This is a genomic window from Streptomyces torulosus (genome assembly GCF_001419765.1).
GTDB classification, from domain to species: Bacteria; Actinomycetota; Actinomycetes; order Streptomycetales; family Streptomycetaceae; genus Streptomyces; species Streptomyces torulosus.
In genome coordinates this window covers 13,358-36,406 of the sequence record NZ_LIRK01000092.1, presented here as the reverse complement: position 1 = coordinate 36,406, position 23,049 = coordinate 13,358, and the positions used below count along the sequence as shown (strand labels likewise).

The 23,049-nt window shown below is 70.0% G+C and carries 21 protein-coding genes and 3 pseudogenes; 8 read left to right on the top strand and 16 right to left on the bottom strand.

Going from position 1 to position 23,049, the window contains the following annotated elements; genetic code table 11:
- Positions 1–32 precede the first annotated feature (32 nt).
- Positions 33–662, bottom strand: a complete 630-nt coding sequence (locus AOK23_RS07735) for a hypothetical protein (protein WP_240496295.1) — start codon at positions 660–662, stop codon at positions 33–35.
- Between the two features lie 171 nt (positions 663–833).
- Here AOK23_RS07735 and AOK23_RS07730 point away from each other — a divergent pair.
- Both AOK23_RS07730 and AOK23_RS07725 read left to right on the top strand, forming a co-directional pair.
- Positions 834–2,255 (top strand): annotated as a pseudogene (locus AOK23_RS07730) (NF041680 family putative transposase); the annotation flags it as partial.
- 137 nt (positions 2,256–2,392) lie between these two features.
- A complete protein-coding gene (locus AOK23_RS07725; RefSeq protein ID WP_055712004.1) occupies positions 2,393–2,887 on the top strand; it encodes a hypothetical protein in 495 nt (164 codons plus the stop codon).
- Here AOK23_RS07725 and AOK23_RS49495 read toward each other — a convergent pair.
- The 13 genes and pseudogenes from AOK23_RS49495 to paaN form a co-directional block, all read right to left on the bottom strand.
- Entirely contained in the window at positions 2,820–3,122 is a 303-nt protein-coding gene (locus AOK23_RS49495) for a transposase (RefSeq protein WP_240496296.1), read from the bottom strand. The genes AOK23_RS07725 and AOK23_RS49495 overlap by 68 nt on opposite strands.
- 203 nt (positions 3,123–3,325) lie before the next feature.
- Positions 3,326–3,499 (bottom strand): annotated as a pseudogene (locus tag AOK23_RS49490) (transposase); the annotation flags it as partial.
- 28 nt (positions 3,500–3,527) lie between these two features.
- Positions 3,528–3,757 (bottom strand): annotated as a pseudogene (locus tag AOK23_RS44630) (Clp protease/crotonase-like domain-containing protein); the annotation flags it as partial.
- Between the two features lie 69 nt (positions 3,758–3,826).
- Positions 3,827–4,945: a 1,2-phenylacetyl-CoA epoxidase subunit PaaE gene (gene paaE, locus AOK23_RS07715; RefSeq protein ID WP_055712000.1), complete on the bottom strand. Its 1,119-nt coding sequence runs from the start codon at positions 4,943–4,945 to the stop codon at positions 3,827–3,829.
- Positions 4,945–5,460 carry a 1,2-phenylacetyl-CoA epoxidase subunit PaaD gene (gene paaD / locus AOK23_RS07710; RefSeq protein ID WP_055711999.1) on the bottom strand — a complete coding sequence of 172 codons (516 nt, stop codon included), beginning with the start codon at positions 5,458–5,460 and terminating at the stop codon, positions 4,945–4,947. The genes paaE and paaD overlap by 1 nt, the downstream gene beginning before the upstream one ends.
- Entirely contained in the window at positions 5,454–6,284 is an 831-nt protein-coding gene (gene paaC, locus AOK23_RS07705) for a 1,2-phenylacetyl-CoA epoxidase subunit PaaC (protein ID WP_055711998.1), read from the bottom strand. The genes paaD and paaC overlap by 7 nt, the downstream gene beginning before the upstream one ends.
- Positions 6,285–6,292: 8 nt before the next feature.
- Positions 6,293–6,598, bottom strand: coding sequence for a 1,2-phenylacetyl-CoA epoxidase subunit PaaB (paaB, locus tag AOK23_RS07700; protein ID WP_055711997.1), 306 nt, complete (start codon positions 6,596–6,598; stop codon positions 6,293–6,295).
- Positions 6,595–7,581, bottom strand: coding sequence for a 1,2-phenylacetyl-CoA epoxidase subunit PaaA (gene paaA / locus AOK23_RS07695; RefSeq protein ID WP_055711996.1), 987 nt, complete (start codon positions 7,579–7,581; stop codon positions 6,595–6,597). Before paaA ends, paaB begins: the two co-directional genes overlap by 4 nt.
- 83 nt (positions 7,582–7,664) lie before the next feature.
- Positions 7,665–8,495 carry an enoyl-CoA hydratase/isomerase family protein gene (locus tag AOK23_RS07690; protein ID WP_055711995.1) on the bottom strand — a complete coding sequence of 277 codons (831 nt, stop codon included), beginning with the start codon at positions 8,493–8,495 and terminating at the stop codon, positions 7,665–7,667.
- Positions 8,486–9,346 carry a 3-hydroxyacyl-CoA dehydrogenase family protein gene (locus AOK23_RS07685; protein WP_055711994.1) on the bottom strand — a complete coding sequence of 287 codons (861 nt, stop codon included), beginning with the start codon at positions 9,344–9,346 and terminating at the stop codon, positions 8,486–8,488. Before AOK23_RS07685 ends, AOK23_RS07690 begins: the two co-directional genes overlap by 10 nt.
- Positions 9,343–10,092 carry an enoyl-CoA hydratase/isomerase family protein gene (locus tag AOK23_RS07680; RefSeq protein WP_055711993.1) on the bottom strand — a complete coding sequence of 250 codons (750 nt, stop codon included), beginning with the start codon at positions 10,090–10,092 and terminating at the stop codon, positions 9,343–9,345. Before AOK23_RS07680 ends, AOK23_RS07685 begins: the two co-directional genes overlap by 4 nt.
- Positions 10,089–11,312: a thiolase family protein gene (locus AOK23_RS07675; RefSeq protein WP_055711992.1), complete on the bottom strand. Its 1,224-nt coding sequence runs from the start codon at positions 11,310–11,312 to the stop codon at positions 10,089–10,091. The genes AOK23_RS07680 and AOK23_RS07675 overlap by 4 nt, the downstream gene beginning before the upstream one ends.
- Positions 11,312–13,045: a phenylacetic acid degradation protein PaaN gene (gene paaN / locus AOK23_RS07670; protein ID WP_055711991.1), complete on the bottom strand. Its 1,734-nt coding sequence runs from the start codon at positions 13,043–13,045 to the stop codon at positions 11,312–11,314. Before paaN ends, AOK23_RS07675 begins: the two co-directional genes overlap by 1 nt.
- Positions 13,046–13,162: 117 nt before the next feature.
- Between paaN and paaI the strand changes: the two genes are divergently transcribed.
- The 5 genes from paaI (at position 13,163) to AOK23_RS47735 (ending at position 19,395) form a co-directional block, all read left to right on the top strand.
- Positions 13,163–13,573 carry a hydroxyphenylacetyl-CoA thioesterase PaaI gene (gene paaI, locus AOK23_RS07665; RefSeq protein ID WP_107102748.1) on the top strand — a complete coding sequence of 137 codons (411 nt, stop codon included), beginning with the start codon at positions 13,163–13,165 and terminating at the stop codon, positions 13,571–13,573.
- On the top strand, positions 13,570–14,916 hold the full coding sequence (gene paaK / locus AOK23_RS07660; protein WP_055711989.1) for a phenylacetate--CoA ligase PaaK: 1,347 nt from the start codon (positions 13,570–13,572) through the stop codon (positions 14,914–14,916). Before paaI ends, paaK begins: the two co-directional genes overlap by 4 nt.
- Before the next feature lie 25 nt (positions 14,917–14,941).
- The gene (locus AOK23_RS07655; RefSeq protein ID WP_055711988.1) at positions 14,942–15,607 is read left to right on the top strand and encodes a TetR/AcrR family transcriptional regulator; all 666 of its coding nucleotides are present in this window, start codon (positions 14,942–14,944) and stop codon (positions 15,605–15,607) included.
- Between the two features lie 209 nt (positions 15,608–15,816).
- A complete protein-coding gene (gene styD, locus AOK23_RS51360) occupies positions 15,817–18,633 on the top strand; it encodes a phenylacetaldehyde dehydrogenase StyD (RefSeq protein ID WP_206336143.1) in 2,817 nt (938 codons plus the stop codon).
- Positions 18,634–18,969: 336 nt separating this feature from the next.
- Positions 18,970–19,395: a hypothetical protein gene (locus tag AOK23_RS47735; RefSeq protein ID WP_157877968.1), complete on the top strand. Its 426-nt coding sequence runs from the start codon at positions 18,970–18,972 to the stop codon at positions 19,393–19,395.
- A 28-nt stretch (positions 19,396–19,423) separates the two neighbouring features.
- Here the strand turns inward: AOK23_RS47735 and AOK23_RS07645 are convergent, their stop codons facing one another.
- Together AOK23_RS07645 and solA are read right to left on the bottom strand one after the other, a co-directional pair.
- Entirely contained in the window at positions 19,424–20,038 is a 615-nt protein-coding gene (locus AOK23_RS07645; protein WP_055711987.1) for a TetR/AcrR family transcriptional regulator, read from the bottom strand.
- A 194-nt stretch (positions 20,039–20,232) separates the two neighbouring features.
- Positions 20,233–21,369, bottom strand: coding sequence for an N-methyl-L-tryptophan oxidase (gene solA, locus AOK23_RS07640; RefSeq protein ID WP_055711986.1), 1,137 nt, complete (start codon positions 21,367–21,369; stop codon positions 20,233–20,235).
- A gap of 461 nt (positions 21,370–21,830) precedes the next feature.
- Here solA and AOK23_RS07635 point away from each other — a divergent pair, with 461 nt between their 5' ends.
- Positions 21,831–22,811 (top strand): phosphotransferase enzyme family protein, encoded by a 981-nt coding sequence (locus AOK23_RS07635; protein ID WP_157877967.1) that lies wholly within the window; start codon positions 21,831–21,833, stop codon positions 22,809–22,811.
- Positions 22,812–23,049 lie beyond the last annotated feature (238 nt).

Here is a 23,049-nt window from a genome sequence, read left to right as displayed (position 1 = left end):
AACTCAAGGCACGAGGCCAGTCATAGCGCGAGTCAGGCCACCGCTCGGAGCGGCGCCCGATCATCCTCACAGTCATAGCGGACCTTGCCGGTCGGCACTCCGCCCAGCACGCTGAGAGCGTGGACGTGGCCTTCCAGGAACGCCTCCTGGCCGCAGGAGGCGAAGACGCGGTGCACGGCCTTGCCCGAATACGACAGGCGCATCGCGAACACGAAGCAGGTGACCTGCTCACCGGCCAGGCGTACCTTCACGTCGCCGAAGTCCACCTCCGCCTCGGCCCCCGGCCGGTGGGACTGCGGAATGAACGCGTGTACCACCCCACGGACGGCCTCAACAGCGATCTGGGGACGCCGGTCGGCGACATAGGCCCGGACCATCGGATAGGTCACCGCCTCCGCCCCGTGCTCGTCCAAGAGCCGGTCGAAGATCCGCTTGACCGTGTGACGCTGCTTGCGCGGCGCATCCAGATCCGCCCGGAGCATCTCGTCGATCAAGGGCTTGTAGGCATCAAGGCGGGTCCCGCGCGGCTGCGGCTTCTTCCGCGGCTCCGGCCAGACCGTCTCCAACGCGGCTTTCACCGTGCGGAATCCGACTCCGTACTCACGCATCAAGGCCCGGTACGACATCCCTGCCCGGGCGTCACGGCGGATCGCCGCGTACAAGTCGACCTTGGACTTCGGTGGCGCCATCGCAGCCTCATCCCGCAGAGCACGTCCATGCTCCCACCGCAAGCCCTCAAGTGTTGCCAGAACTCACAGACATCGCCCTCCGGCGAAACAAGGCGTTCTCGGCCCTGAGCGACAAGTGGTGTCAGGTTCCACTAACAAAGCCAGCGGAGGGATGCGTTCGCGGAAGCGTCACGCTTCCGGGGCGAGTTCTACGAGTGTCTGACCGCTCGGCGCGACGAGTTGTTCGAGCTGACGGATGCGGTGCTGTGTGCGGACGGTGCGGTGAAGTCCCCGGTGGACCTGACGCTGCTGCCCGAGCATCGGCGTGGGCACGGGGCGATGTACGGAGGCCTGAACCACGGCCGGATCGATGTCGAGCAGGTGCGGACGGTGCTGGCCGGGCTGTCGCTGCCGCGGTTCGACGGCGGGCGTCTGGTCCTGGCCGTCGATGTGTCGCCGTGGCTTCGTTCGGACGCGCCGTGCTCGGCCGAGCGGCTGTTCTGCCATGTCTATGGCCGGGCGAAGACGGCGTCGCAGTTCATCCCGGGCTGGCCCTACTCCTTCGTCGCCGCCCTGGAGCCGGGCGCCACCTCTTGGACCGCGATCCTGGACGCGGTCCGGCTCGGACCGGTGGACGACGTCACCGCGGTCACCGCCGCCCAGCTGCGGGGAGTCGTTGAACGGCTCATCGCTGCGGGTCAGTGGCGGGCCGGGGATCCTGCCATCGTGATCGTCAGCGATGCCGGCTACGACGTCACCCGCCTGGCCTGGGTCCTGCGCGATCTGCCGGTCGAGCTGGTCGGCCGGGTCCGCTCCGACCGCGTCATGCGACTGCCGAAGCCGCCTCGTGTCTACGACCCGAAGGGCGGCCGGCCGCCTAAGCACGGCCCGGAATTCCGCTTCGCCGAGCCGGAGACCTGGCCCGAGGCCGCGATCACCACAATCACCGACACCACCAACTACGGCAAGGCCGAGACGCAGGCATGGGACCGGGTCCACCCAAGGCTCACCCACCGCTCCTCATGGCTCGACCATGACGGTGAACTCCCCCTGGTCGAGGGCACGTTGATCCGGTTGAAGGCCGAGCATCTGTCGAGGGACCGTGATGCCCCGCCGGTGTGGTTATGGTCCTCCAAGACCGGCGTCACTCCGGCCGACGTGGACCGTTTCTGGCAGGCATTTCTCCGCCGCTTCGACCTGGAGCACACCTTCCGCTTCGCGAAGCAGACCCTGGGCTGGACCACCCCGAAACTCCGTAGTCCTGAGGCGGCGGACCGCTGGACCTGGATCCTGATCGTCGCTCATACCCAACTCCGGCTTGCCCGGCCCCTCGCCAAGGATCTCCGCCGACCCTGGGAGAAGCCAGCTGCCTCCGGCCGGCTCACCCCCGCCCGGGTCCGCCGAGGGTTCAGGAACATCCGCGCTCACCTGGCCTGCCCGGCCCGTGTTCCCAAACCTCGAGGCGCCGGCCCCGGACGGCCACCCGGCGTCAAGAACAAACACCGGGCACCCCGCTACGACGTCGGCAAGACCGTCAAACGCCCCGAGACCCTCAAGGCCATCGGCAAGCCCGGAAGATCTTGGTAGATAAAGAACAAGCTCAGAGGTCGTTCTCTTTCCGAATCTCGTGTGCGGATTCCGCTGGTCAGGCATGGGATCGCAGGTGTTGCGGAAGTCTCGGCTCGTTGCTGGCCGAGATGTTGTGGGGGTGGTGGATGCCGTCGATGCGGGCCGTTCTGGAGACCCGGCGGAAGGCCGCGGTGGTGAGGGTGGAGGAGCTCGAAGCCGAACTGGAGCGGGTGCGGACGGACTTGGCGGACGCGGAAGAGGTCCTCAGGCGCCGGGTGATCGGTCTTGAGCAGTATCTGGAGGCACTGGCCGAGGAGGAGACGCCCGCGGAGGTGACCGTGGTGTCGCGCAGGAGGCCGGTCGGGCCGCGACGGGCGGTGCCGCATCGGGAGAACGCGGCCGGGGCCGAGGACCTGTCGGTGGACTACCAGGCGGTGATGGCCGCGGCGGCGGACGCGGGAGCCGATGGACTCGGTGCCCGGCGGGCAGCGGTGGTGCTCGGCTGGGACAGCGCGTCCGCTTCCCGCGTCGAGGGAGCGAGAGCACGCCTGAAGAGGCTGGTGGAGGTGAAGCCGGGACGGTTCACGCTGCCGGCGTCGGAGCAGCCCCAGGACGCTGACGCTGTCGGACGGCCAGGCGGCGGTTCATGAGTGTGATCATCGACCACCGGATGACGGCTTCGCTGGTGTCGGTGCGTCGTTCGTAGTCCCGGACCAGGCGCCGGCTGTGCAGGAGCCAGGCGAAGGATCTTTCCACGACCCTGCGGCGGGGCAGGACCTGAAAACCTTGGACGTCTTGGTGGCGCTGGACGACGTCGAGGACGAGTCCGAGGTGCTGGGCAGCCCAGTCCTGGAGGTGGCCGCGGTGACCGCCGTCCGCCCAGATCGTCGAAAGCCGTCGCGAACGGCTCCTCGCCGTGAGCCGCAGGCCACGGTGGCATCCGCCTTCACCGACTGGGAATCGATGACCGCCGCACTCGGCTCCGGTGCACGGCCCTCTGCCCGGCGGACCGCCTGGTGCAGGCGTTCATGCAGTTCGCTCACCAGCCCCGTATCCCGCCAGCGGGCGAAGAAGGCATACACCCGAGACCAGGGCGGGAAGTCCGCGGGCATCGCCCCCCACTTGATGCCGTTGTCGACGACGTAACGCACTGCGTCGATCATCTGCCGGTGGCAGTAGCCCTCCGGACGGCCGCCCCGGCCCGCCAGCCAACCCGGAACCGGCAGCAGATCCCGCACCAGGAACCACTCGGCATCGCTCATGTCCGAGCCGTATCGAGGCCGGCGATCCGGCCGCGACCACCCGCTTGGGGATGCGGATCACGGCGGTGAAGCTTTCCTGCAGGGCGCAGGCTCGCAACACCATCGCCGCGTGGTCCATGGCCTACATCTCCTTGATGCCCGCGCCCGCCGCGAACAACTTCTCGCCGCCTTACAGCACCACCGCGCGTCGGTCTGGCGTGCGGCCTCCTCGGCGAGTTCCTTGATCCGTTCCTGCGTGGCGGTGTCAAGCGCGTTCATTGGCGGACGGTCCAGCCGGAGCGTGCCCCTTCCACCCGTGGCTTCCAGTCGGGGTTCACCCTCTGCTCCTCAGCTGTCGAAGTCGACGGTCAGGGTGTCGGAGACGGGGAAGGTCTGGCAGGTCAGCACGTATCCGGCGTCGACCTCGGCGGGCTCCAGCGCGTAATTGCGGCGCATGTCGGCCTCGCCGTCGGTGACCTGGGCGCGGCAGGTGCCGCAGACGCCGCCTTTGCAGGCGAAGGGCAGGTCAGAGCGGATCCGGGAGGCGGAGTCGAGGAGGGTGGCCTCGCGGGAGAGGGCGGAGGTGGTGGAGCGGCCGTCGAGGACGACGGTGACCTGGCTGACCGGTCCGTCGGCCTGGTCCTCCGCCCGCCTGACGGGGGCCGCCGGTTCCTCGCCGGCGAAGAAGAGCTCCTGGTGGATCCGGTCGTCGGGTACTCCCAGTTCGGCCAGGACCTTCTGGGCGTCGCGGACCATGCCGTGAGGGCCGCACAGCCACCAGTGGTCGGCGTCGGAGACGTCGACCAACCCGTCGATGAGCGCGGTCATCCGGTCGGCGTCGATGCGTCCGGTCAGCAGCTCGGCCTCGCGTGGTTCGCGGGAGAGGACGTGGGCCAGCTGGAACCGGGCCGGGTAGAGGTCCTTGAGGTCGGCCAGCTCGTCGGCGAACATCACCGAGCTGGTACGTCGGTTGCCGTAGAAGAGGGTCACCCTGGATTGGCCGTCGGAGGCCAGGACGGACTCGGCGATGGACAGCATCGGTGTGATGCCTGAGCCGGCTGCTATGAGCACATGGTGTCCGGACTCGGTCAGGTCGGGGGTGAACGTGCCGGTCGGGGCCATCACTTCGATGGTGTCACCGGCCCGGACCTCGTGTACCAGCCACGACGAGAACAGCCCCCCTGGCACCACCCGTACCCCGATCCGGGGCCGGGAACCGGTCGGCGAACAGATCGAGTACGAGCGCCGCTCGTCCTCTCCGCGCACCTTGCGGCGCAGTGTCAGGGACTGCCCGGGAGCGAAGGCGAACTCCTCCTCCAGTTCCTCGGGAATGTCGAAGCTCACAGCGGCGGCGTCCTCGCACAAGCGCTCCACTGCGGCAACCCGCAGTGTGTGGAAGGACGGACGGCGACGCGTGCGCCGCCCCTGGCGGGGAGCGGCGGCATCGGGGGCCAACAGGTCCTCCATCAGATCTCCTTGACGTACTCGAACGGTTCGCGGCAGGCGCGGCAGCGCCACAGCGCCTTGCAGGAGGTGGCACCGAAACGGGAGGTCTCCTCGGTGTCGCTCGCGCCGCAGCGGGGGCACGCCACGACGTGCCGGGTCGCGGACAAGAGAAGCGGCACGGGGCCGGACGGCTGCCGGGGCGCCGGTCCGGGCGGTGCGATGCCGTGCTCGGCGAGTTTGCGGCGGCCCTCGGGGGTGATCCAGTCGGTGGTCCACGGCGGGTCGAGGACCGTGCGCACCTCGACCCGCTCGTAACCGGCGGCGGACAGGCGTGCTGCCACCCCGGCGCGCATCTCGGCCATCGCCGGGCAGCCGGAGTAGGTTGGGGTGAGGACAGCGACGACCGTGCCGTCCGGCTCGACCGTCACCTCCCGCAGCACGCCGAGGTCGGCGAGGGTGAGCATGGGCATTTCGGGGTCCGGGACCCGCTCGGCGATGTGCCGGGCGCGGCGGGCGTCCGTGAGTACGCTCACCATGTCGCCCCCGGGTGGGCACGGGCCACGCTCTGCAGTTCCGCGAGGAGCGGAGCCAGGTGTTCAGTGTGGGCGCCGTCGCGGCCCAAGCCGCCTTGACATGACGGCACCTCGGGCAGGGGCAGGTCCGCCGCCTCGGTGACCTGCCGCAGGACGGCAAGGACGTCCGTCTTCGCGTCGTGGGCGTCGAACAGCTCGCCGAGGTACGGGACGAGCCCGTCGAGCCCGGCCCGCATCCGCCGGCGGGACTCCTCGGTGCCGTCGCCGAGCCGGACGACCCACTCGGCCGCGTACTGCCGGTGGTACGTCAGTTCCTTGACGCCTTTGGCGGCGATGGCGGCGAGTACCGGGTCGGGCGAGGCGGTGAGCCGCTCGAAGTGGGCCAGCCGCCAGCTGGCGAGGATCAACAGGCGGGCGATGGTGAACGCGAAGTCCCCGTTGGGCAGTTCGGCCAGTGCCACATTGCGGAAGTCGTCCGGGGCACGGAAGTAGGCGTAGACATCCTCGCTCCGTCCGGTGCCGTCGACCTGGCCACAACGGGCGTACAGCAGGCGGGCCTGGCCGAGCAGGTCGAGGCCGATGTTGGCGAGGGCCACCTCCTCCTCCAGTTCCGGCGCGCGGGTGGTCCACTCGGCCAGGCGCTGGGCCGAGACCAGGGCGTCGTCGCCGAGTGCCAGGCAGAGCGCGGCCAGTCCCTCCCGGTCGACGCCGTCGGGCACAGCGGTGTCCACGCCGTACAGCGGATCCTCGAAGCCCGTGCCGTAGGCCCAGCGGGTGTCGTCCTCGTGTCCCTCGGCGAGGGTCAGGTAGACGTGGTCGTCGCTCATGCCTGCTCCTAGATGTGGGGGACGTCGTCGGGGATGTCGTAGAAGGTGGGGTGTCGGTACACCTTGTCGGCGCTGGGCGCGAAGAAGGGATCCTTCTCGTCCCGGGTGGAGGCCGCGATGTGTTCGGAGCGCACCACCCAGATGGACACACCCTCGTTGCGCCGGGTGTACAGGTCACGGGCGTGGGTCAGGGCCATCCCGTCGTCGGCGGCGTGCAACGAACCCACGTGCACGTGGTTCAGTCCTCGCTTCCCGCGGACGAACACCTCGTACAGCGGCCAGCCGGCCTTCGCCCCCTGCTGCGTGTCGCTCATGCCGCCGCTCCTTCACGCGCGCGTGCCGTCTGCTTCGCCGCGTGCGCCGCGGCCGCCTCCCGTACCCAGGCGCCTTCCTCATGGGCGGCCCGGCGCCGCTCGACCCGCTCGGCGTTACAGGGCCCGTCGCCCTTGATGACGCGCATCAGTTCGTCCCAGTCGGGGGTGCCGAAGTCGTGGTGGCCGCGGTCGGCGTTCCAGCGCAGTTCCGGGTCGGGGAGGGTGACGCCGAGCTTCTCGGCCTGCGGGACGGTCATGTCGACGAACCTCTGGCGCAGCTCGTCGTTGCTGTGCCGCTTGATCTTCCACGCCATGGAGGCAGCCGAGTTGGGCGAGTTGTCGTCCGGCGGGCCGAACATCATCAGGGACGGCCACCACCACCGGTTCACCGCGTCCTGGACCATCTCTCGCTGGGCGTCGGTGCCGCGCATCATCGTCATCAGCAGCTCATAGCCCTGTCGCTGGTGGAAAGACTCCTCTTTGCAGATCCGCACCATCGCGCGGGCATAGGGGCCGTACGAACTGCGGCACAGCGGCACCTGGTTGCAGATGGCCGCGCCGTCCACGAACCAGCCGATGACACCGACGTCGGCGAAGGTCGGGGTGGGGTAGTTGAAGATCGAGGAGTACTTCTGGCGGCCCTCGATCAGCCGCTCCGTGAGGTCGGTGCGGTCCGCGCCGAGGGTCTCGGCGGCCGAGTACAGGTACAGGCCGTGGCCGGCCTCGTCCTGGACCTTGGCGAACAGGATCGCCTTGCGGCGCAGCGACGGCGCCCGGGTGATCCACTCACCCTCCGGCTGCATCCCGATGATCTCCGAGTGCGCGTGCTGCGCCACCTGCCGGATCAGCGTCTTCCGGTAGCCCTCGGGCATCCAGTCGCGCGGCTCCACCCGCTGATCCCGCGCGATAGTCGCCTCGAAGTACTCCTGGAGCTCCGGCGGCGCGCCAACTGCCTCTGATGAGGCGGCCTGTTGTGTCGCCATCTGTATCACCCTGTCCCTACCGACCGTTCGTTCGGTCAATGATATGACGAAGTTCCCGTGCTCGGGCAAGTGCCGGAGCGTGGTCAGTTCCCCGTGAAAGCGGGTGCCCGGCCGTCGAGGAAGGCACGGACGGCGTCGCGGTGGTCCGCTGCCGCGCCGAGTCGTTCCTGGGCGGCGGCCTCCGCCTCCAGAACCGCGGCCAGGTCGCCGTCTGCCGTGGTTCGCAGGAGTGCTTTGACCTCGGTGTACGCGGCGGTGGGGCCGGCGGCTTGCCGCCGGGCGAGGTCGAGCCCCCGGTCGGCTGCGGTGCCGTCCGGCACGACGTGGTGGACCAGGCCCCACCGCTCGGCCGCCTCGGCGTCGAAGCGGTCGCCGAGGAGCAGCAGAGCGGCTGCCCGCGACGGTCCGACCGCTTGCGCCAGTGTGGCGCTCAGCCCGCTGTCGGCGGCCAGAGCGATGCCGGTGAAGGCGGTGGCGAAGCGGGCACCCCGGGCGGCCACCCGCAGGTCTGCGCAGAGGGCCAGGCCGAGACCGGCGCCGACGCAGGCGCCCTCGATGGCCACGACCACCGGCTGGGGCAGCGCGCGTATCTCCGTGACCAGAGGGTTGTACTCCGCCCGCACGATGTCGAAGGCCGACTCGGGGCGGGTCTCCAGGGCGTCGGCGTGCTCCTTGAGGTCCTGCCCGACGCAGAAGTGCCGGCCCCGGGCGGCCAGCAGCACCGCGCGCACCTGTTCGCCGTCGGCACGCACCTGCCGTACGGCGGCCAGCAGTCCCTGGCGCAGGGCCGCGTCGAGGGCGTTGCCCGCCGACGGCCGGCGCAGTTCGACGACGGCGACGCCGTCCCGCAGGGTGTAGCCGACGGTGGCCGCGCCGTCGGCGGCAAAGTGCTCGGCCGTCCCGGTCACCGCCATGAGTGGAACCCCTGGCCGGTCTTGCGGCCGAGTTCGCCGCGGGCGACCTTCTCGCGGAGCAGTCGCGGCGGAGCGAAGCGCTCACCGAGGGTGGCGTGCAGGTGCTCCGCGATGGCCAGGCGCACGTCCAGGCCGACCAGGTCGGTCAGGCGGAGGGGGCCCATGGGGTGCTTGTAGCCGAGCCGCATGGCGTCGTCGATCGCCTCGGGTGAGGCCACGCCCTCCTCGACCATGCGGATGGCCTCAAGTCCCAGGGCGACGCCGAGACGGCTACTGGCGAAGCCGGGCGAGTCCTTGACGACGACGTCCTTCTTGCCCAGGCAGTGCGTCCAGTCCAGGGCGGTTTCCACGGTGGCCGTGTCGGTGTCCGGCGCCACCACGATCTCGACCAGCTCCGAGGCCGGCACCGGGTTGAAGAAGTGCATGCCCAGGAAGCGGCCCGGCCGGGTGAGCGCGGCGGCCAGTTCGGTGACCGACAGCGAGCTGGTGTTGCTGGCCAGGAGCGTCGTCGCGCTCACCGCCCGTTCGGCGGCGGCGAGGACCCGGGCCTTGAGCGCGGGGTCCTCCGGGACGGCCTCCACGACCAGATCGGCGTCGGCGGGCAGGGCATCCACCGAGTCGGCCGTGCCGACCCGGGCGAGGACGCGTTCGGCGGGTTCGGTGAGGCGGTCGCGTTCGGCGGCCCGCTTCAGCCCGGTCGCCACACGGTCCAGCGCGGCGGCGGCGGCTTCGGCGCTGCTCTCGACGATGGTCACGGCCGAACCGGCGGTCGCATAGGACTGGGCGATGCCGGCGCCCATGCGGCCGCCGCCGATCACGCCGACGGCGGCGGGTGCGGTTGCTGTGGTCATGCGCGGTTCCTCTTCTCCAGGAAGCGGGTCATGCGGTCCTTCTTGTCCTGGCCCTCGAAGAGCACGGCCTGGGCCAGGTCGTCGGCGACCGGGTGGGCGCCGGGGGAGTCGACGACGAGCTTGGTCAGGCGCAGCGCGGTGGCCGAGGAGCGTGCCATGCGGTCGAGCAGCGCGTGGGCCGCGGTCAGCAGTTCGTCCGCCGGTACGACGTCGATGACCAGGCCGGCCGCCAGGGCGGCGGCCGCGTCGAGGTTGCGTCCCGCGAGCAGGACCTGCTTGGCGACTGACTCGCCGACCAGCTCGGGCAGCCGCCAGCAGGCACCGGCCGCGGCGAGGATGCCCAGGCCCGGCTCGGGATTGCCGAAGACGGCGTCGGGTCCGGCGATGCGCAGGTCGCAGGCGTACGCCAGCTCCGCGCCACCCCCCAGGGCCCAGCCGTCGACGGCGGCGAGGGTGGGCATGGGGAGTCTGCGCACCCGCTCGAACAGGCGGCTGTTGATGCCCTGGAGGGCTTCGTCGCGGCCTCGTCGCAGCAGTTCGGCGATGTCGGCGCCGCCGGCGAACACCTGTCCGTGACCGGTGAGCAGCAGCAGCCTCGGGTCATGCTCCAACAGGGCGCAGACCTCGTGGAGTTCGGCGATCATCCGGCCGCTGATGGCGTTGCGGGCCTCGGGACGGTGCAGAGTGACGATCACCCGGTCGTCGCGCTCCTCGACCAGGAGCGTCTCGTAGGCGGTGTCGGTCATACCCGCTCCACCAGCATCGCGACGCCCTGTCCCACGCCGACGCACAGGGTGGCGAGTCCGCGCGTGGCGTGCTCGCGCTCCAGGCGGCCCAGCAGGGTGAGCAGGATACGGGCGCCGGAGCACCCCAGCGGGTGACCCAGGGCGATGGCGCCACCGTCGGCGTTGACCCTGTCCTCGTCCAGCTTCAGGCGGCGCGTCACGGCCAGGGCCTGCGCGGCGAACGCCTCGTTCAGCTCGACGGCGTCCAGGTCCGCAACCTGCCAGCCGGCCCGGGCCAGAGCCTTCTCGGTGGCGGGGACCGGGCCGAGGCCCATGATGTTGGGCTGGACGCCGGCCGAGGCGGAGGTGGCGATCCGGGCCCGCGGGGTGAGGCCGTAGCGCCGGACGGCCGTCGCGCTCGCCACGACGAGCGCGGCGGCGCCGTCGGAGAGCGGTGAGGAGGAGCCGGCGGTGACGATGCCGTCCTCGCGGAAGATGGTCCGCAGGGCGCCGAGCTTCTCCAGTGTGGTGGAGGGACGGGGGCCTTCGTCGCGGGTTACCTCGCCGTCCTTCACGGGGACGGGCACGATCTCGCGGTCGAAGCGGCCCGCCTCCTGGGCGGCCAGAGCCCGCTGGTGGCTGCGCAGGGCGAAGGCGTCGGAGTCGGCGCGGGTGATGCCGTCCAGGGCCGCGACCTCTTCGGCGGTCTCGCCCATGGTCAGGGTGAGCTTCACCGTCTCGGGGCCGGCGCCGGCGGGCACCGCGCGGTCGGCAGCCTTGAAGCGGGGGTTGGCGAAGCGCCAGCCCAGCGAGGTGTCCTGCACCTCTCCCGGCTTGGCCCAGGGGGTGCCGGGCTTCTCCATCACCCATGGGGCACGGGTCATCGACTCCGCGCCGCCCGCCACGACCAGGTCGGCCTCTCCGGCCCGGATCGCCTGGGCGGCGGAGGCGACGGCCGTCAGGCCCGAGGCGCACAGCCGGTTGACGGTGTAACCGGGCACGGTGTGCGGCAGCCCGGCCAGCAGGACCGCCATGCGGGCCACGTCCCGGTTGTCCTCGCCGGCCTGGTTGGCGGCGCCGAGGATCACCTCGTCCACGGCCTCGGACGGGATGCCGGAGCGGCGCACGGCCTCGCCGACGACGAGGGCGGCGAGGTCGTCGGGGCGTACGGAGGCCAGGGCGCCGCCGTAGCGGCCCTGCGGGGTGCGGGCTCCGTCGATCAGGTAGACCTCTCCGGACATCAGGCGCTCTCCTCGGCGGTGACGGCGACGGGGCGGCGGGACTGCAGGACCGCGAAGCGGCCGGTGACGAAGGCGGCGTCGGACAGGGTGGCGCTGGCCGCCGGGTTGGCCGCGCTGCCGTGGAAGTCGCTGAAGGCGGCGGACTGGTTGACGAAGACCTGACCGGTGAGGTTCTCGGACAGGTGCACGCCGGCGTCCAGGGCGGCCTCCTCGGCGGCGGTGAGCACCTCCTCGTCGGTGGAGTGGACGGCGGCGGTCAGCGCGCCGTGCGCCCGCACCGTCTCGCGCAACAGCTCCAGGCTGTGCCGGGTGGAGTCGGTGCCGATCACGAAGGAGACCGGACCGAACCACTCCCGGGTGAAGACCTCGCGGTCGGTCCCCGCGTCCAGCCGCGCCACGAGCGGCGTGCGGACGTCCGCGTCGGCGTACTCCGGGTGGTCCACGGGCGTCGACGCGCGCACTGTACGGCCGGCCCCGGCGGCCTCCGCCAGCCGGTCGCGCACACCGTCGTTGACGATCGCGCCCAGGGTGCCGGCGGCCCGGGCCGGATCGGCGTGCAGCCGGTCCAGGGCGGCGGCCAGGTCGTCGGCGAACTCGTCGGCCGTGCGCGGTCCCTGGTCGGTGGCGATGCCCTCGCGCGGTACGAGCAGGTTCTGCGGGGTGGTGCACATCTGCCCGCTGTACAGCGAGAGCGAGAAGGCGAGGTTGCCCAGCAGGCCGCGGTAGTCGTCGGTGGAGTCCAGGACGACGGTGTTGATGCCGGCCTTCTCCGTGTACACGGCGGCCTGGCGGGCGTTGGCCTCCAGCCAGTCGCCGAACTCGGTGGAGCCGGTGAAGTCGACGATCCGCACCTCCGGGTGGAGGGCGAGCTCGGCGGCGGCCCGGCCCCCGGGGGCCTCGGCGACGAGGAGGACGAGGTCGGGGTCGAAGCCGGCCTCGGCCAGCACCTTCCGGGCGACGCGGACGGTGATCGCCAGCGGCAGCACGGCACCGGGGTGCGGCTTGACCAGCACCGGGTTGCCGGTGGCGAGGGAGGCGAAGAGGCCCGGGTAACCGTTCCAGGTCGGGAAGGTGTTGCAGGCGATAAGGAGTGAGACGCCGCGGCCGACCGGGGTGAACCTCTTGTCCATCACCTGCGGTCCGCCCTTGCGCTGCGGCTTGCTCCAGCGGGCCGCGCCCGGGTGCTTCCGCTGCTCGGCCCAGGCGTACGCGACCGCCTCCAGGCCGCGGTCCTGGGCGTGCGGGCCGCCGGCCTGAAAGGCCATCACAAACGCCTGGCCGGTGGTGTGCTGGACGGCGTGGGCTATCTCGAAGCTCGCCGCGTTGAGGCGGGCGAGGATCTCCGCCGCGACACCGGCACGCGTGTCCGGACCGGCCGCGCGCCAGGCGGCCGTGGCGCGGGCGGCCGCGACGACGGCGGCCTCCGGGGACAGCCGCGGATAACTGATGCCCAGCGGGAAGCCGTACGGGGAGCGCTCCTCGGGCGCCACCCGCCCCTCGCCCGGATGTCCGGGCAGGTCGAAGGGCCTGCCGATCTGCTCCCGGAAGGCGGCCTCGCCGAGCTTCGGAGCGTCCTCGCCGTAGACCGCCTTGCTGGGCGACTCGGGATAGGGCGTCCAGTGCTCCCGGCTCTCGGTCGCGGTCACCGCTCGCTCCAGCAAGGTGCGGTGGCGCGCGAAGAAGTCGGTCACCTCAGCGGCTGTGTCGTGCGTGTCAGTGGCAGTGTCATGCATGTGGCTCACCTCTTGACAGGCCGCGGCGCGGCTTGCTTACTTGGCCGTGCCGCACGCTAACCGAATGTTCGGTCGGTACACAAGGTGGTGTAAACCGTGACGAAAGCAGTACCCGCCATGGCGGGGCCCGCAGCGCGCATGCTCGCTGCCGACCAGGCCTCGCGACTTCTCGGCATCGAACTGCTGGAGCAGGGCGAAGGGACCGCCGTGCTGCGCATGACGGTGACGGCGTCCATGGTCAACGGCCACGGGATCGCCCACGGCGGGTATCTGTTCCTCTTCGCCGACACGGCCTTCGCCTGTGCCTGCAACAGTCGCGGTCCCGTCACCGTCGCCTCCGGCGCGGACATCACGTTCGTCGCCCCGGTGCGCGAGGGTGACGTCCTGGTGGCCACCGCCCGGGAACTCACCCGCTTCGGACGCAGCGGTATCTATGACGTGAGTGTGAGACGCGGCGACGCGGTGATCGCGGAGTTCCGTGGCCGCAGTCGCACCATCCGGAGCACGGATTTCGAGGAGCCGCAATGATCAGCGAACCGACAGCACGGGCGGATGTCCGGACCCGGCGTGGCGAGCCGCTTCCGGCGGACCTGCTGGACGACGCCGAGCGGATGTCGCGCGAGGAGGTGCGTGACCTCCAACTGCGCCGTCTGCGGCAGACGTTGCGGCACGCCTACGAGAACGTCGAGCTGTATCGCAAGAAGTTCGACGGGGCCGGCGTGACCCCCGACGACTGCCGGACCCTCGAGGACCTGGCCCGGTTCCCCTTCACGACCAAGGTGGACCTGCGCGAGACGTACCCCTTCGGCATGTTCGCCGTTCCCATGCCCGAGGTGCGGCGCATCCACGCCTCCAGCGGGACGACCGGTCGGCCCACGGTCGTCGGTTACACGGAGAACGACCTGTCGAACTGGGCGGACCTCGTCGCCCGCTCGATCCGCGCCGCCGGCGGCCGGCCCGGCCACAAGGTGCACATCAGCTACGGGTACGGCCTGTTCACCGGCGGCCTCGGCGCCCACTACGGCGCCGAACGCGCCGGCTGTACCGTGATCCCCGCCTCCGGCGGCATGACCGCGCGTCAGGTGCAGATCATCCAGGACTTCGAGCCCGAGATCATCATGGTCACCCCGTCGTACATGCTCACCCTGCTCGACGAGTTCGAGCGGCAGGGCGTCGACCCGCGCGCCTCCTCCCTGAAGGTGGGCATCTTCGGCGCCGAGCCCTGGACGGAGGAGATGCGCCGCGAGATCGAGGAGCGCATGGACATCCACGCCGTCGACATCTACGGCCTCTCCGAGGTGATGGGTCCCGGCGTCGCCCAAGAGTGCGTCGAGACCAAGGACGGCCTGCACGTCTGGGAGGACCACTTCCTCCCCGAGGTCGTCGACCCCCTCACCGGCGAGTCCCTCGCCGACGGTACGGAGGGCGAACTGGTCTTCACCTCGCTCACCAAGGAGGCGCTGCCCGTCATCCGCTACCGCACCCGGGACCTGACCCGCCTGCTGCCCGGCACGGCCCGGACCGGCTTCCGCCGCATAGAGAAGATCACCGGGCGCTGCGACGACATGATCATCCTGCGTGGGGTGAACGTCTTCCCAACCCAGATCGAGGAGGTCGTCCTGCGCACCCCCGGCGTCGCCCCGCACTTCCAGATCCTCCTCACCAAGCGCGGGCGGATGGACCACATGACCGTCCGGGTGGAGGCACGCCCGGGCGCCGGACCGGAGCAGCGCGAGAGCGCCGGCCGGGCCATCGCCAAGGGCGTCAAGGACGGCGTCGGAATCAGCGTCGAGGTGGCCGTCGTGGAGCCGGAGTCCCTGGAGCGCTCGCTCGGCAAACTCCGCCGGGTGAAGGACCAGCGCGAAGCATGATCCGGTTCCCTGCGACAATCACCGCGTGAACACCAGGCCCACGGGACGACCCGTTCGACACCGGGAGCGGCCCCCTTACGACCGCGACTCCCTGCTGGAAGTCGCGGTCGTCGTCTTCAACGAGCGCGGTTACGACCGCACCAGCATGGAAGACCTGGCACGCCGCCTGGGCTTGAGCAAGTCGAGCATCTACCACCATGTGGCGGGCAAGGAGGAACTCCTCGGCCTCGCGGTCGGCCGTGCGATGGACGCCCTCTTCGCCGTGCTGGACGAGGACCCCGCAGCGGACACCACGGCGACCGCCCGTCTGCGGCACGTCGTGCGACGCAGCGTCGAGGTGCTCGCCGCCGAGCTGCCGTACGTGACGTTGTTGCTGCGCGTCCGCGGCAACAGCGGCGTCGAGCGCCGGGCCCAGGAGCAGCGGCGTGAGTTCGACCGCAGGGTGGCCGAACTGGTGGAGCGCGCGGCGACCGAGGGGAGCGTACGCGACGACATCGAACCGCACCTCGTGAGCCGGCTGCTGTTCGGTACCGTCAACTCCCTCGTCGAGTGGTACCGGCCGGAGGGCGGGCTGTCTGTGGCCGTGCTGTCGGATGCCCTGACGGCCGTACTCTTCGACGGTCTGACCGGCCGTCCGGCGAGGCGGAGCGGGCCGGCCGCGGACATCCCGGACCGGGCGGCGCCGAACTGATCGGACGCCGTCCGGTGCGGCGCTCTTCTACGTGCCGGTCGGCGCCCGTTCCACCGGTTCGCGCTCCCGGAACGCCGGCGCGATACGGAGACGGAAAAACTTGAACGGCCCGTTCAGAATCTGACCTATCAGTATTGACCCTTAACGATTGGTCATCCTATCTTCGTAGCACCCCTTCGCCAGGAAGGGCCGGGCCGACTGGAGACTTCATGACGACCGCCAGCAGATGGGCAGCGCGGGCTCTGATGGCCCGCCGGAGGGCCACGCTGGGGCCCCACTCGCCGACCTTCTACGACGAGCCGCTCCACCTCGTGTCCGGGGAAGGCGTATGGCTCCGGGGCGCGGACGGGACCGACTACCTGGACGCCTACAACAACGTCCCGCACGTGGGTCACTGCAACCCCAGGGTTGTCGAGGCGCTCACTGCCCAGGCGGCCCGCCTCAACATCCACACGCGCTATTTGACCGAGCCGGTCGTGGTGTACGCCGAGACACTCCTGTCGACCTTCACCCGGCCGCTGGACAAGGTGTTCCTCACCAACAGCGGGTCCGAGGCGAACGAGCTCGCCCTGCGCATCGCCCGCCAGCACACCGGGCACACGGGCGTCCTGGTCACGGACTTCAGCTACCACGGCAACACCTCCAGCCTCGCCGTCGTCACCACCGGACTGCCCGTCCAGGAAGAACTGGGCACGCACGTCCGTGCCCTGCGCATCCCCGACCTCGACAGCGATCCCCGGCCCGAAAAGGTCGTGCTGGCCGAGGCGCTGAAAGAGGCCGCGGCCGCCATCTCCTCCCTGCGGACGGCGGGCGCCGGGGTGTCCGCTCTCCTCTTCGACCCGCTCTTCTCGACGGAGGGACTGCTGCGCACTCCGGCCGGTTACGTCGAGTCGCTGGCGGCGATGGTCGCGCAGGCCGGGGGACTGGTCATCGCCGACGAGGTGCAGTCCGGTCTGGGGCGCTCCGGCACCCGGTTCTGGGGGCACGAGCTGTACGACATCACGCCGGATCTGGTGACCCTCGGCAAGCCCATGGGCAACGGGCATCCCATCGGCGCGGTGGTGACCACCACCGAGTTGCTGGACGAGTTCGGCTCGGCGAACCTCTACTTCAACACCTTCGCCGGCAACCCCGTCTCGGCGGCCGTGGGCCTGGCGGTACTCCACGAGACGGCGGACCGGGAACTGCACGACAACGCCGCCGAGCTCGGCCGGCACGCCCGTGACCTGCTGGAGAAGCTCGCCGCCCGCAACCCCCGCGTGAAAACCGTCCGCGGGCAGGGACTCTTCTTCGGGCTGGAGTTCGTCAACGCCGACGGGCGCCCCGACTCCGGGCCCGCCCGATGGGTCGTCGAGGACATGCGGCGCAAGGGCGTACTGATCAGCAAGATCGGCCCGCACGAGAACGTCCTCAAGATCCGGCCGCCGATGGTCTTCGAACGCGACCACCTCGATCTGCTGGTCGACCGGCTCGCCGTCAGCCTCGACGACCTGGAGACCGCCGAAGCACACCGCGGTGCGACACCGCCCCCGACGCGATACACCGAGAACGGAGTGGACATGGCGCGTACCACCGTCCCCACGGACATCGTCTTCCAGACCGAGTTGTTCATCGACGGGCGGTGGCGGGCGGCGTCGCGCACCTTCGACAACCTGAGCCCGGCCACCGGCTCGCTGCTCACACGGGTCGCCGCGGCCGACGAGTCCGACGTGGACGAAGCGGTCCGCGCGGCCCGCCGCGCCCTGACCGGACCGTGGGCCGCCACCTCGGGCGCCGAGCGGCAGCTGCTGCTGCTCCGGCTCGCCGACCTGATCGAGCGCGACGCCGACAAGCTGGCCCGGCTGGAGGCCCTGGACATCGGCAAGCCCGCCGCCCAGCCCGCCGCACTCGACGTACCGAACGCCATTGCCACCTTCCGCCACTTCGCTGGCTGGGCGGACAAGATCCAGGGCACCACGGTGCCGACGGCCGGGTACCAGGGCCGTCCGACGCACTCGTACACGGTGCGCGAGCCCGTCGGTGTCATCGCGGCGATCATCCCGTGGAACACACCGCTGATGATCACAGGCTGGAAGCTAGCTCCGGCCCTCGCTGCGGGCAACACGGTCGTCGTCAAGCCGGCGGAGGACGCGCCGTTGTCGGTCCTGCATCTGGCCAAGCTGATCGAGGAGGCTGGCTTCCCGCCCGGGGTCGTGAACGTCGTGCCCGGACTCGGCAGCGTGGCCGGCGCCGCGCTGGTCCGGCATCCGGAGGTCGACAAGGTCAGCTTCACCGGTTCCCCGGAGGTGGGCAGGGAGATCCAGAAGGTCGCCGCGGACACCTTCAAGCGGGTCACCCTCGAACTGGGCGGCAAGAGCCCCCAGATCGTGCTTAAGGACGCGGACGTCGACGCGGCGGTCCAGGGCATCGCCATGGGGCTGTTCTTCAACCAGGGTGAGGTGTGTGCCGCCGGCACCCGCATCCTCGTCCACCGGTCGCTCTACGACCGTGTGGTGAAGGCGCTGGCGGACGCCGCGAAAAGCCTGGTCCTCGGTGACCCGCTGGCGCCGGAGACCACGATGGGTGCACTGATCAGCAGCGATCACCGTGAGCGGGTCCTGGCCTATATCGAGAAGGGGAAGGCCGAGGGGGCGCGGCTCGTGGCCGGCGGGGGCCGTCCCCGGAGGGACGGCTTCTTCGTCGAGCCGACCATCTTCGCGGACGTCGCCGAGGACGCGACGATCGCGCGCGAGGAGATCTTCGGCCCGGTCGGCGCGGTGATGCCCTTCGACGACGTCGACGAGGCGATCCGGATTGCCAACGAGACGGAATACGGCCTCGCCGCCACGATCTGGACCAAGGACGTCAGCCTCGCGCACACCCTCGCGCGACGCGTCCGCGCCGGTTCCGTGTGGATCAACGGCTGGGCGGCGATCGACCCCGCGCTTCCGTGGGGCGGAATGAAGGCCAGTGGCATCGGCCGCGAACTCGGCTGGAGCGGCATCCTGGCGAACACGGAAGAGAAGGTCGTCACCGTGATTCTGTGAACCGGTAACGCCCGCGCCCCGGCGGACAGCGACATGCTCGTCCGCCGGGGCGCGGCTGGCCTCGGCAAAAAATTCTGAATGACCAGACGGTGTGTCCGTGGACGGATTCGTCGAAACGCTGAGGTCCGACCGCGGGGAACTGGTGCGCCCCGAGTTCGTAAACGTCGTCCTGGACGGCGTGCCGATGACCCGGGACCACCGCGCTGCCCCAGTCCTATTCGCGCTCGCGGGCAGGAGACCGCGACGGGGAGCTGTACTGTCAGTCCGTGTTGTCCTCGGTGTCCTCGCACGCGTGTGAGGCGAGTGCGGCCCGGTCCCCGCTTCCAGGTCGCCCGCGTGGCGTTCATTCACCCCGACGACCTGCCGCCCTTCGCCGAGCTGGGCGTGGGCGCCGACGTCTCCCGGTTCATCTGGTTCACCAGTGTTCTCCAGGAAAGCATCAAGCAGCAGGTGCCCGCGTCGCTGGTGGACGAGTCCTGGCCGTGCCGCAGCCTGCTCGACGCCAGTGCCACGCTCGTCGCTGGATCTCGCCCTTGCCCGCGAAGTACGGCTTCAGACCGCCTTGTCAGCCCGGCCTCACGCGCTATTTCGGTGATGTTGCCCCCGAGGCTCGATGCCCGGTTTCGCTGGGAAAGCGATTCTGTCCTAGCCCAGCCTGACGGCGGAAACCTTGCACCGCTTCGGGGAGGAGTCCGCCGTCAGCATCGGCGGCTGAGGGTGGGCTATGAAGTCGGTCGGTCGCACCGGCGGACCATTGGCTGACTGACGGGCGGTACCTGAGTCTGAGGCCCTACAAGCCGCTGACGAGGGCTTGCATCGCGGGCAGGATCTCCGTGGGCGTGGCTCTGGAACGTCCCACCTCGGAGAGGCCTGATCGCATGGCACCCACCAGGAGATCGGCTATCGCCCGCGCCGAGGCTTGCGTCCTCACGGTGCCGGCCTCCTGTGCAGCGGCAAGGTCCGCGGAGATGAGATCGACACACACTCGGGAGGCGTGCCCCCGTACCGGATCGAGTGCCTGGTCGAGCCCGGGGTCGTCGATTGAGTAGAAGCGGCCGATCAGTGGCCTGAGCCCGATCTCCAGCACGATTTCGGTGAGAGCGACCACCCGGGAGGGGAAGTCACCCTCCGTGGTATAGATCGCCGAGGCCGCCTCGATGACCTCGTCGTTGATCTCCTCGTACAGCTCACGGAAAAGCTGCTCGCGCCCTTCGGGAAAGTAGGTGTACAGGGTCGCCTTGGACGCGCCGGCGCGTGACGCGATGTTCTCCACCGACGCCAACCCGTAGCCGGACTCCGCGAAGACCTCCAAGGCCGCGTCCAGGAGTTCGCGGCGCGTACGCAGCCGGTTCCGCTCGCGGAGCGTCAGACGGGGGGGTTCCTGCGGTGTCGTCTTGCCCGCCACGAGAGACATCCTTTTGTGCTCGGTTGTTCGGCCGATTTTAGTTTCCCTGACGATACCTGTACCGCTCCGCACCGCGTGACGGTCGGGCGAACCGCCTCGATCACAGGCGGGGGCGTTCCCCTACCCGAAGGGTCACAGCGGCGACGCCCTCCTGGGGGAGGCACGGGTCGTCACTCGGGGCGGCCCTGGGCTTCTCACGCGAGCGCTCGGAACCGTTCGGGAGCGAACATCGCCATGTCGGACCTCTCGATACCGGTCGCCAGGTCCGCGAGGGCTTCGCCCACGACTGGCGCGTACCGGAAACCGCGCCCCATGCAGCCCGCGCCGAAGATGATCCGTCGGTGCTTCGGGTGAGCGCCGATGACCCAGTGCCCGTCAGCGACTTCGCTCCACATGCAGACGGTGGAATGGATGGGGTCACTGTCGATTCCCGGTATGCGCTTGCGTACGTACTCGCGGACCACGGCGAGTTCGCTCTCTGTGGGCTGGTGGTCGGTGAGCTGGTCCGGGGCGATCTCGTTGCCGCGCGATGGGAGGCTGACCTTGTAGCTGCCGTCTGGTTCCGGGCAGCCGTAGAACGGGGCGGCGTCGTCACCGGGCGGGGCCGAGAAGTAGACCGCGGTTTCCGGCCGGGAGCCCTCTGGGGCGGCGAAGTTGAAGAGGACCTGGCGTTCCACGGCCACGGGCAGGTCCAGGCCGAGCAGCTGTCCGGACCAGGCGCCCACGGCCACTACGAGCCGGTCTGCGCGGTAGGTGCCCGACGGGGTGCGGACCTCCACACCGTCAGCATCCTCGCTGTATGCCTCGACTGGTGTTTCGAAGCGCAGCTCGGCGCCGTGGCGACGGGCCTGAGCGTGTAGGGCCTTGATGCCTTCGACGACCAGCGCCACGGTGCCGTGCGGTTCGAACACCGTGGTCTCGTCGGTGTCTACCTCGAAGGCCGGGAACCGGGATCGCGCAGTGGGGCCGTCGAGGATCTCGTGCTTGATCGCGGAAGTCTCCAGGCTCTTGAGGGTCCTGTCGAACCAGCCGGAGCCCGGCTTGCCGATGAAGACGGTGCCGGATTCGACGAGCAGGTCGTGGCCGGCCTCGGCGGAGAGTTCGCGCCAGAGGGCGAAAGTGCGGTGGGTCAGGGGGAGGTACTCGGTTCCGGTGCTGTTGGACTGGCGGGCCAGCCGTGTCGCTCCACCGTGACTCCCGTAGCCGTGCGGAGGAGTGTGGCGGTCGAGGCCCAGCACCTTCAGTCCTCTCCTGGCGAGATGCCAGCTACCGGCGGCTCCCCAGGGGCCGAGTCCGGCGACGATCACGTCGTAATCGTTTCGTTCATGCATGAGAGGCCTCCTGGGCGCATGCGTTCGAAGACAGAGGACTGCTGTGTCACCTGGCTGATGAGAGGGGAGAAGGTCTCGAAGCGGCACCGACGGCGGACGCTCGGGGCGCCACCTCGACGGCGATTACTGTACGACCCGTCCAGACTTTGAACTAGTGGTCAACGTAAATACTTGGCCAGCCGGTCCGGGTTCGGGGGTGGCCGGCCGGAGTCCCGCCTCGGTGTGCGCCGGGTTTCGGTGCCATAAATTTTGAACGCTTCGTAAAATAATTGGCCTCTCGGTATTGTCCCCGTCTTTCCGTCGCCCTACTGTTCTCGCCACCGGTACGTCCCGGGCTGCTGTCAGCCATCGGTTGACGCCGGGAGGGTGCCGCCATCGATCCTGCGTACTTCGTGCCAGACCCGCCAGGAGGATCCATCATGGCCAAGAACGGCCAGGGAGAGACGTCTGAAAACTGCCGCATGGCTGCTGGGCTGCGTATCGCCGCCGAGGCCCTACCGCGGTTCGGGATCGACGCCGATGTTCCGATCGAGCTGCTACCGCTGTCGGAGAACGTCGCGTTGCGCGCCCGTCCCGCCGACCGTCCACCGGTCGTGGTTCGCATCAGCCCGCTCGGTCGGCGTGCCCACGAGGAGGTGTGTTCTGAGCTCGCCTGGCTTGCGGCGCTGAAGAAGGAGTCGGACGTGCCGGTGGTGAGCGCACTCGTCAGCGACTCAGGGGAGTCGGCGATCCGTGTCGCCGATCCCGTCACCGGAACCGTGGCCAGCCTCGTCGTCTTCGAGCACGTCACCGGCAAGGAACCGCAGGACGGTGAACTCGCCGCGATAATGCCTCGCTTGGGGCTTATGTCCGCTCAGCTGCACCAGCATGCCGTCGACTGGAAACGGCCCGCCTGGTTCCGCCGTGGCCGCTGGGACACCGAGGCCGCCTTCGGGAAACAGCCCCGCTGGGGGCGTTGGCAGGCGGGCGTCGACGACGCGGGACAACGACAGATGCTGGAGCGTCTCGAACAGGTCGTGACCGACCGCCTCAACCGATTCGGAACCGATCGAAGCCGCTTTGGACTAGTTCATGCTGATCTGCGCAGCTCCAACCTCCTCGTCGACGGCGATGTCTGCCATCTCATCGACTTCGACGACGCCGGCTTCGGCTGGTGGCTCTACGACCTGGCCACGGCCCTGACGTTCTACGAGGACCACCCGCAGTCCGATGAGATGATCGCCTCGTGGGTGCAGGCGTACCGTGAGGTCCGACCTCTGTCCGACGAGGACGAGAGGGAGATCCCGACGTTCCTGATGCTGAGGCGGCTGCTGACTCTCGCCTTCCTCGGCAACAACTCCGGCATCGAGGTGACACGGGAGTGGCTGGCCGAGTTCCCCCGGCGGACCTGTGAGCTCGCTGAGAACTACCTCGGCCAGTTCGACAAAAGGCCTGTCGCCTGACACGTACCGCCGACGTTCCGATGTCGCTCCACCACAGGAACTGGCATCGCACCCGCTAGGCCGACCCACCTCCGTCCTGCCGAGAGCGCCACGCCGCCGTTGAGCGGAGATTGATGGGCGCCCGGCCTTAGACCGGGACACCGTTGCGCCTCGCCCGGATCGGGCGGAACCACGTACCCCGGCGCACCTCCCGCGACGGCTGCACGCCACACCGGAACTCCGCTCACTGCTTTCGCCT

What these genes read in the sequence shown, in the direction of transcription:
- AOK23_RS07725 (WP_055712004.1), top strand. Translation starts at nt 2,393, where the DNA reads ATGCGGGCCGTTCTGGAGACCCGGCGGAAGGCCGCGGTGGTGAGGGTG.
- paaE (WP_055712000.1), bottom strand. Translation starts at nt 4,945, where the DNA reads ATGGAGGACCTGTTGGCCCCCGATGCCGCCGCTCCCCGCCAGGGGCGG.
- paaD (WP_055711999.1), bottom strand. Translation starts at nt 5,460, where the DNA reads ATGGTGAGCGTACTCACGGACGCCCGCCGCGCCCGGCACATCGCCGAG.
- paaC (WP_055711998.1), bottom strand. Translation starts at nt 6,284, where the DNA reads ATGAGCGACGACCACGTCTACCTGACCCTCGCCGAGGGACACGAGGAC.
- paaB (WP_055711997.1), bottom strand. Translation starts at nt 6,598, where the DNA reads ATGAGCGACACGCAGCAGGGGGCGAAGGCCGGCTGGCCGCTGTACGAG.
- paaA (WP_055711996.1), bottom strand. Translation starts at nt 7,581, where the DNA reads ATGGCGACACAACAGGCCGCCTCATCAGAGGCAGTTGGCGCGCCGCCG.
- AOK23_RS07690 (WP_055711995.1), bottom strand. Translation starts at nt 8,495, where the DNA reads ATGGCGGTGACCGGGACGGCCGAGCACTTTGCCGCCGACGGCGCGGCC.
- AOK23_RS07685 (WP_055711994.1), bottom strand. Translation starts at nt 9,346, where the DNA reads ATGACCACAGCAACCGCACCCGCCGCCGTCGGCGTGATCGGCGGCGGC.
- AOK23_RS07680 (WP_055711993.1), bottom strand. Translation starts at nt 10,092, where the DNA reads ATGACCGACACCGCCTACGAGACGCTCCTGGTCGAGGAGCGCGACGAC.
- AOK23_RS07675 (WP_055711992.1), bottom strand. Translation starts at nt 11,312, where the DNA reads ATGTCCGGAGAGGTCTACCTGATCGACGGAGCCCGCACCCCGCAGGGC.
- paaN (WP_055711991.1), bottom strand. Translation starts at nt 13,045, where the DNA reads ATGCATGACACTGCCACTGACACGCACGACACAGCCGCTGAGGTGACC.
- paaI (WP_107102748.1), top strand. Translation starts at nt 13,163, where the DNA reads ATGGCGGGGCCCGCAGCGCGCATGCTCGCTGCCGACCAGGCCTCGCGA.
- paaK (WP_055711989.1), top strand. Translation starts at nt 13,570, where the DNA reads ATGATCAGCGAACCGACAGCACGGGCGGATGTCCGGACCCGGCGTGGC.
- styD (WP_206336143.1), top strand. Translation starts at nt 15,817, where the DNA reads ATGACGACCGCCAGCAGATGGGCAGCGCGGGCTCTGATGGCCCGCCGG.
- solA (WP_055711986.1), bottom strand. Translation starts at nt 21,369, where the DNA reads ATGCATGAACGAAACGATTACGACGTGATCGTCGCCGGACTCGGCCCC.
- AOK23_RS07635 (WP_157877967.1), top strand. Translation starts at nt 21,831, where the DNA reads ATGGCTGCTGGGCTGCGTATCGCCGCCGAGGCCCTACCGCGGTTCGGG.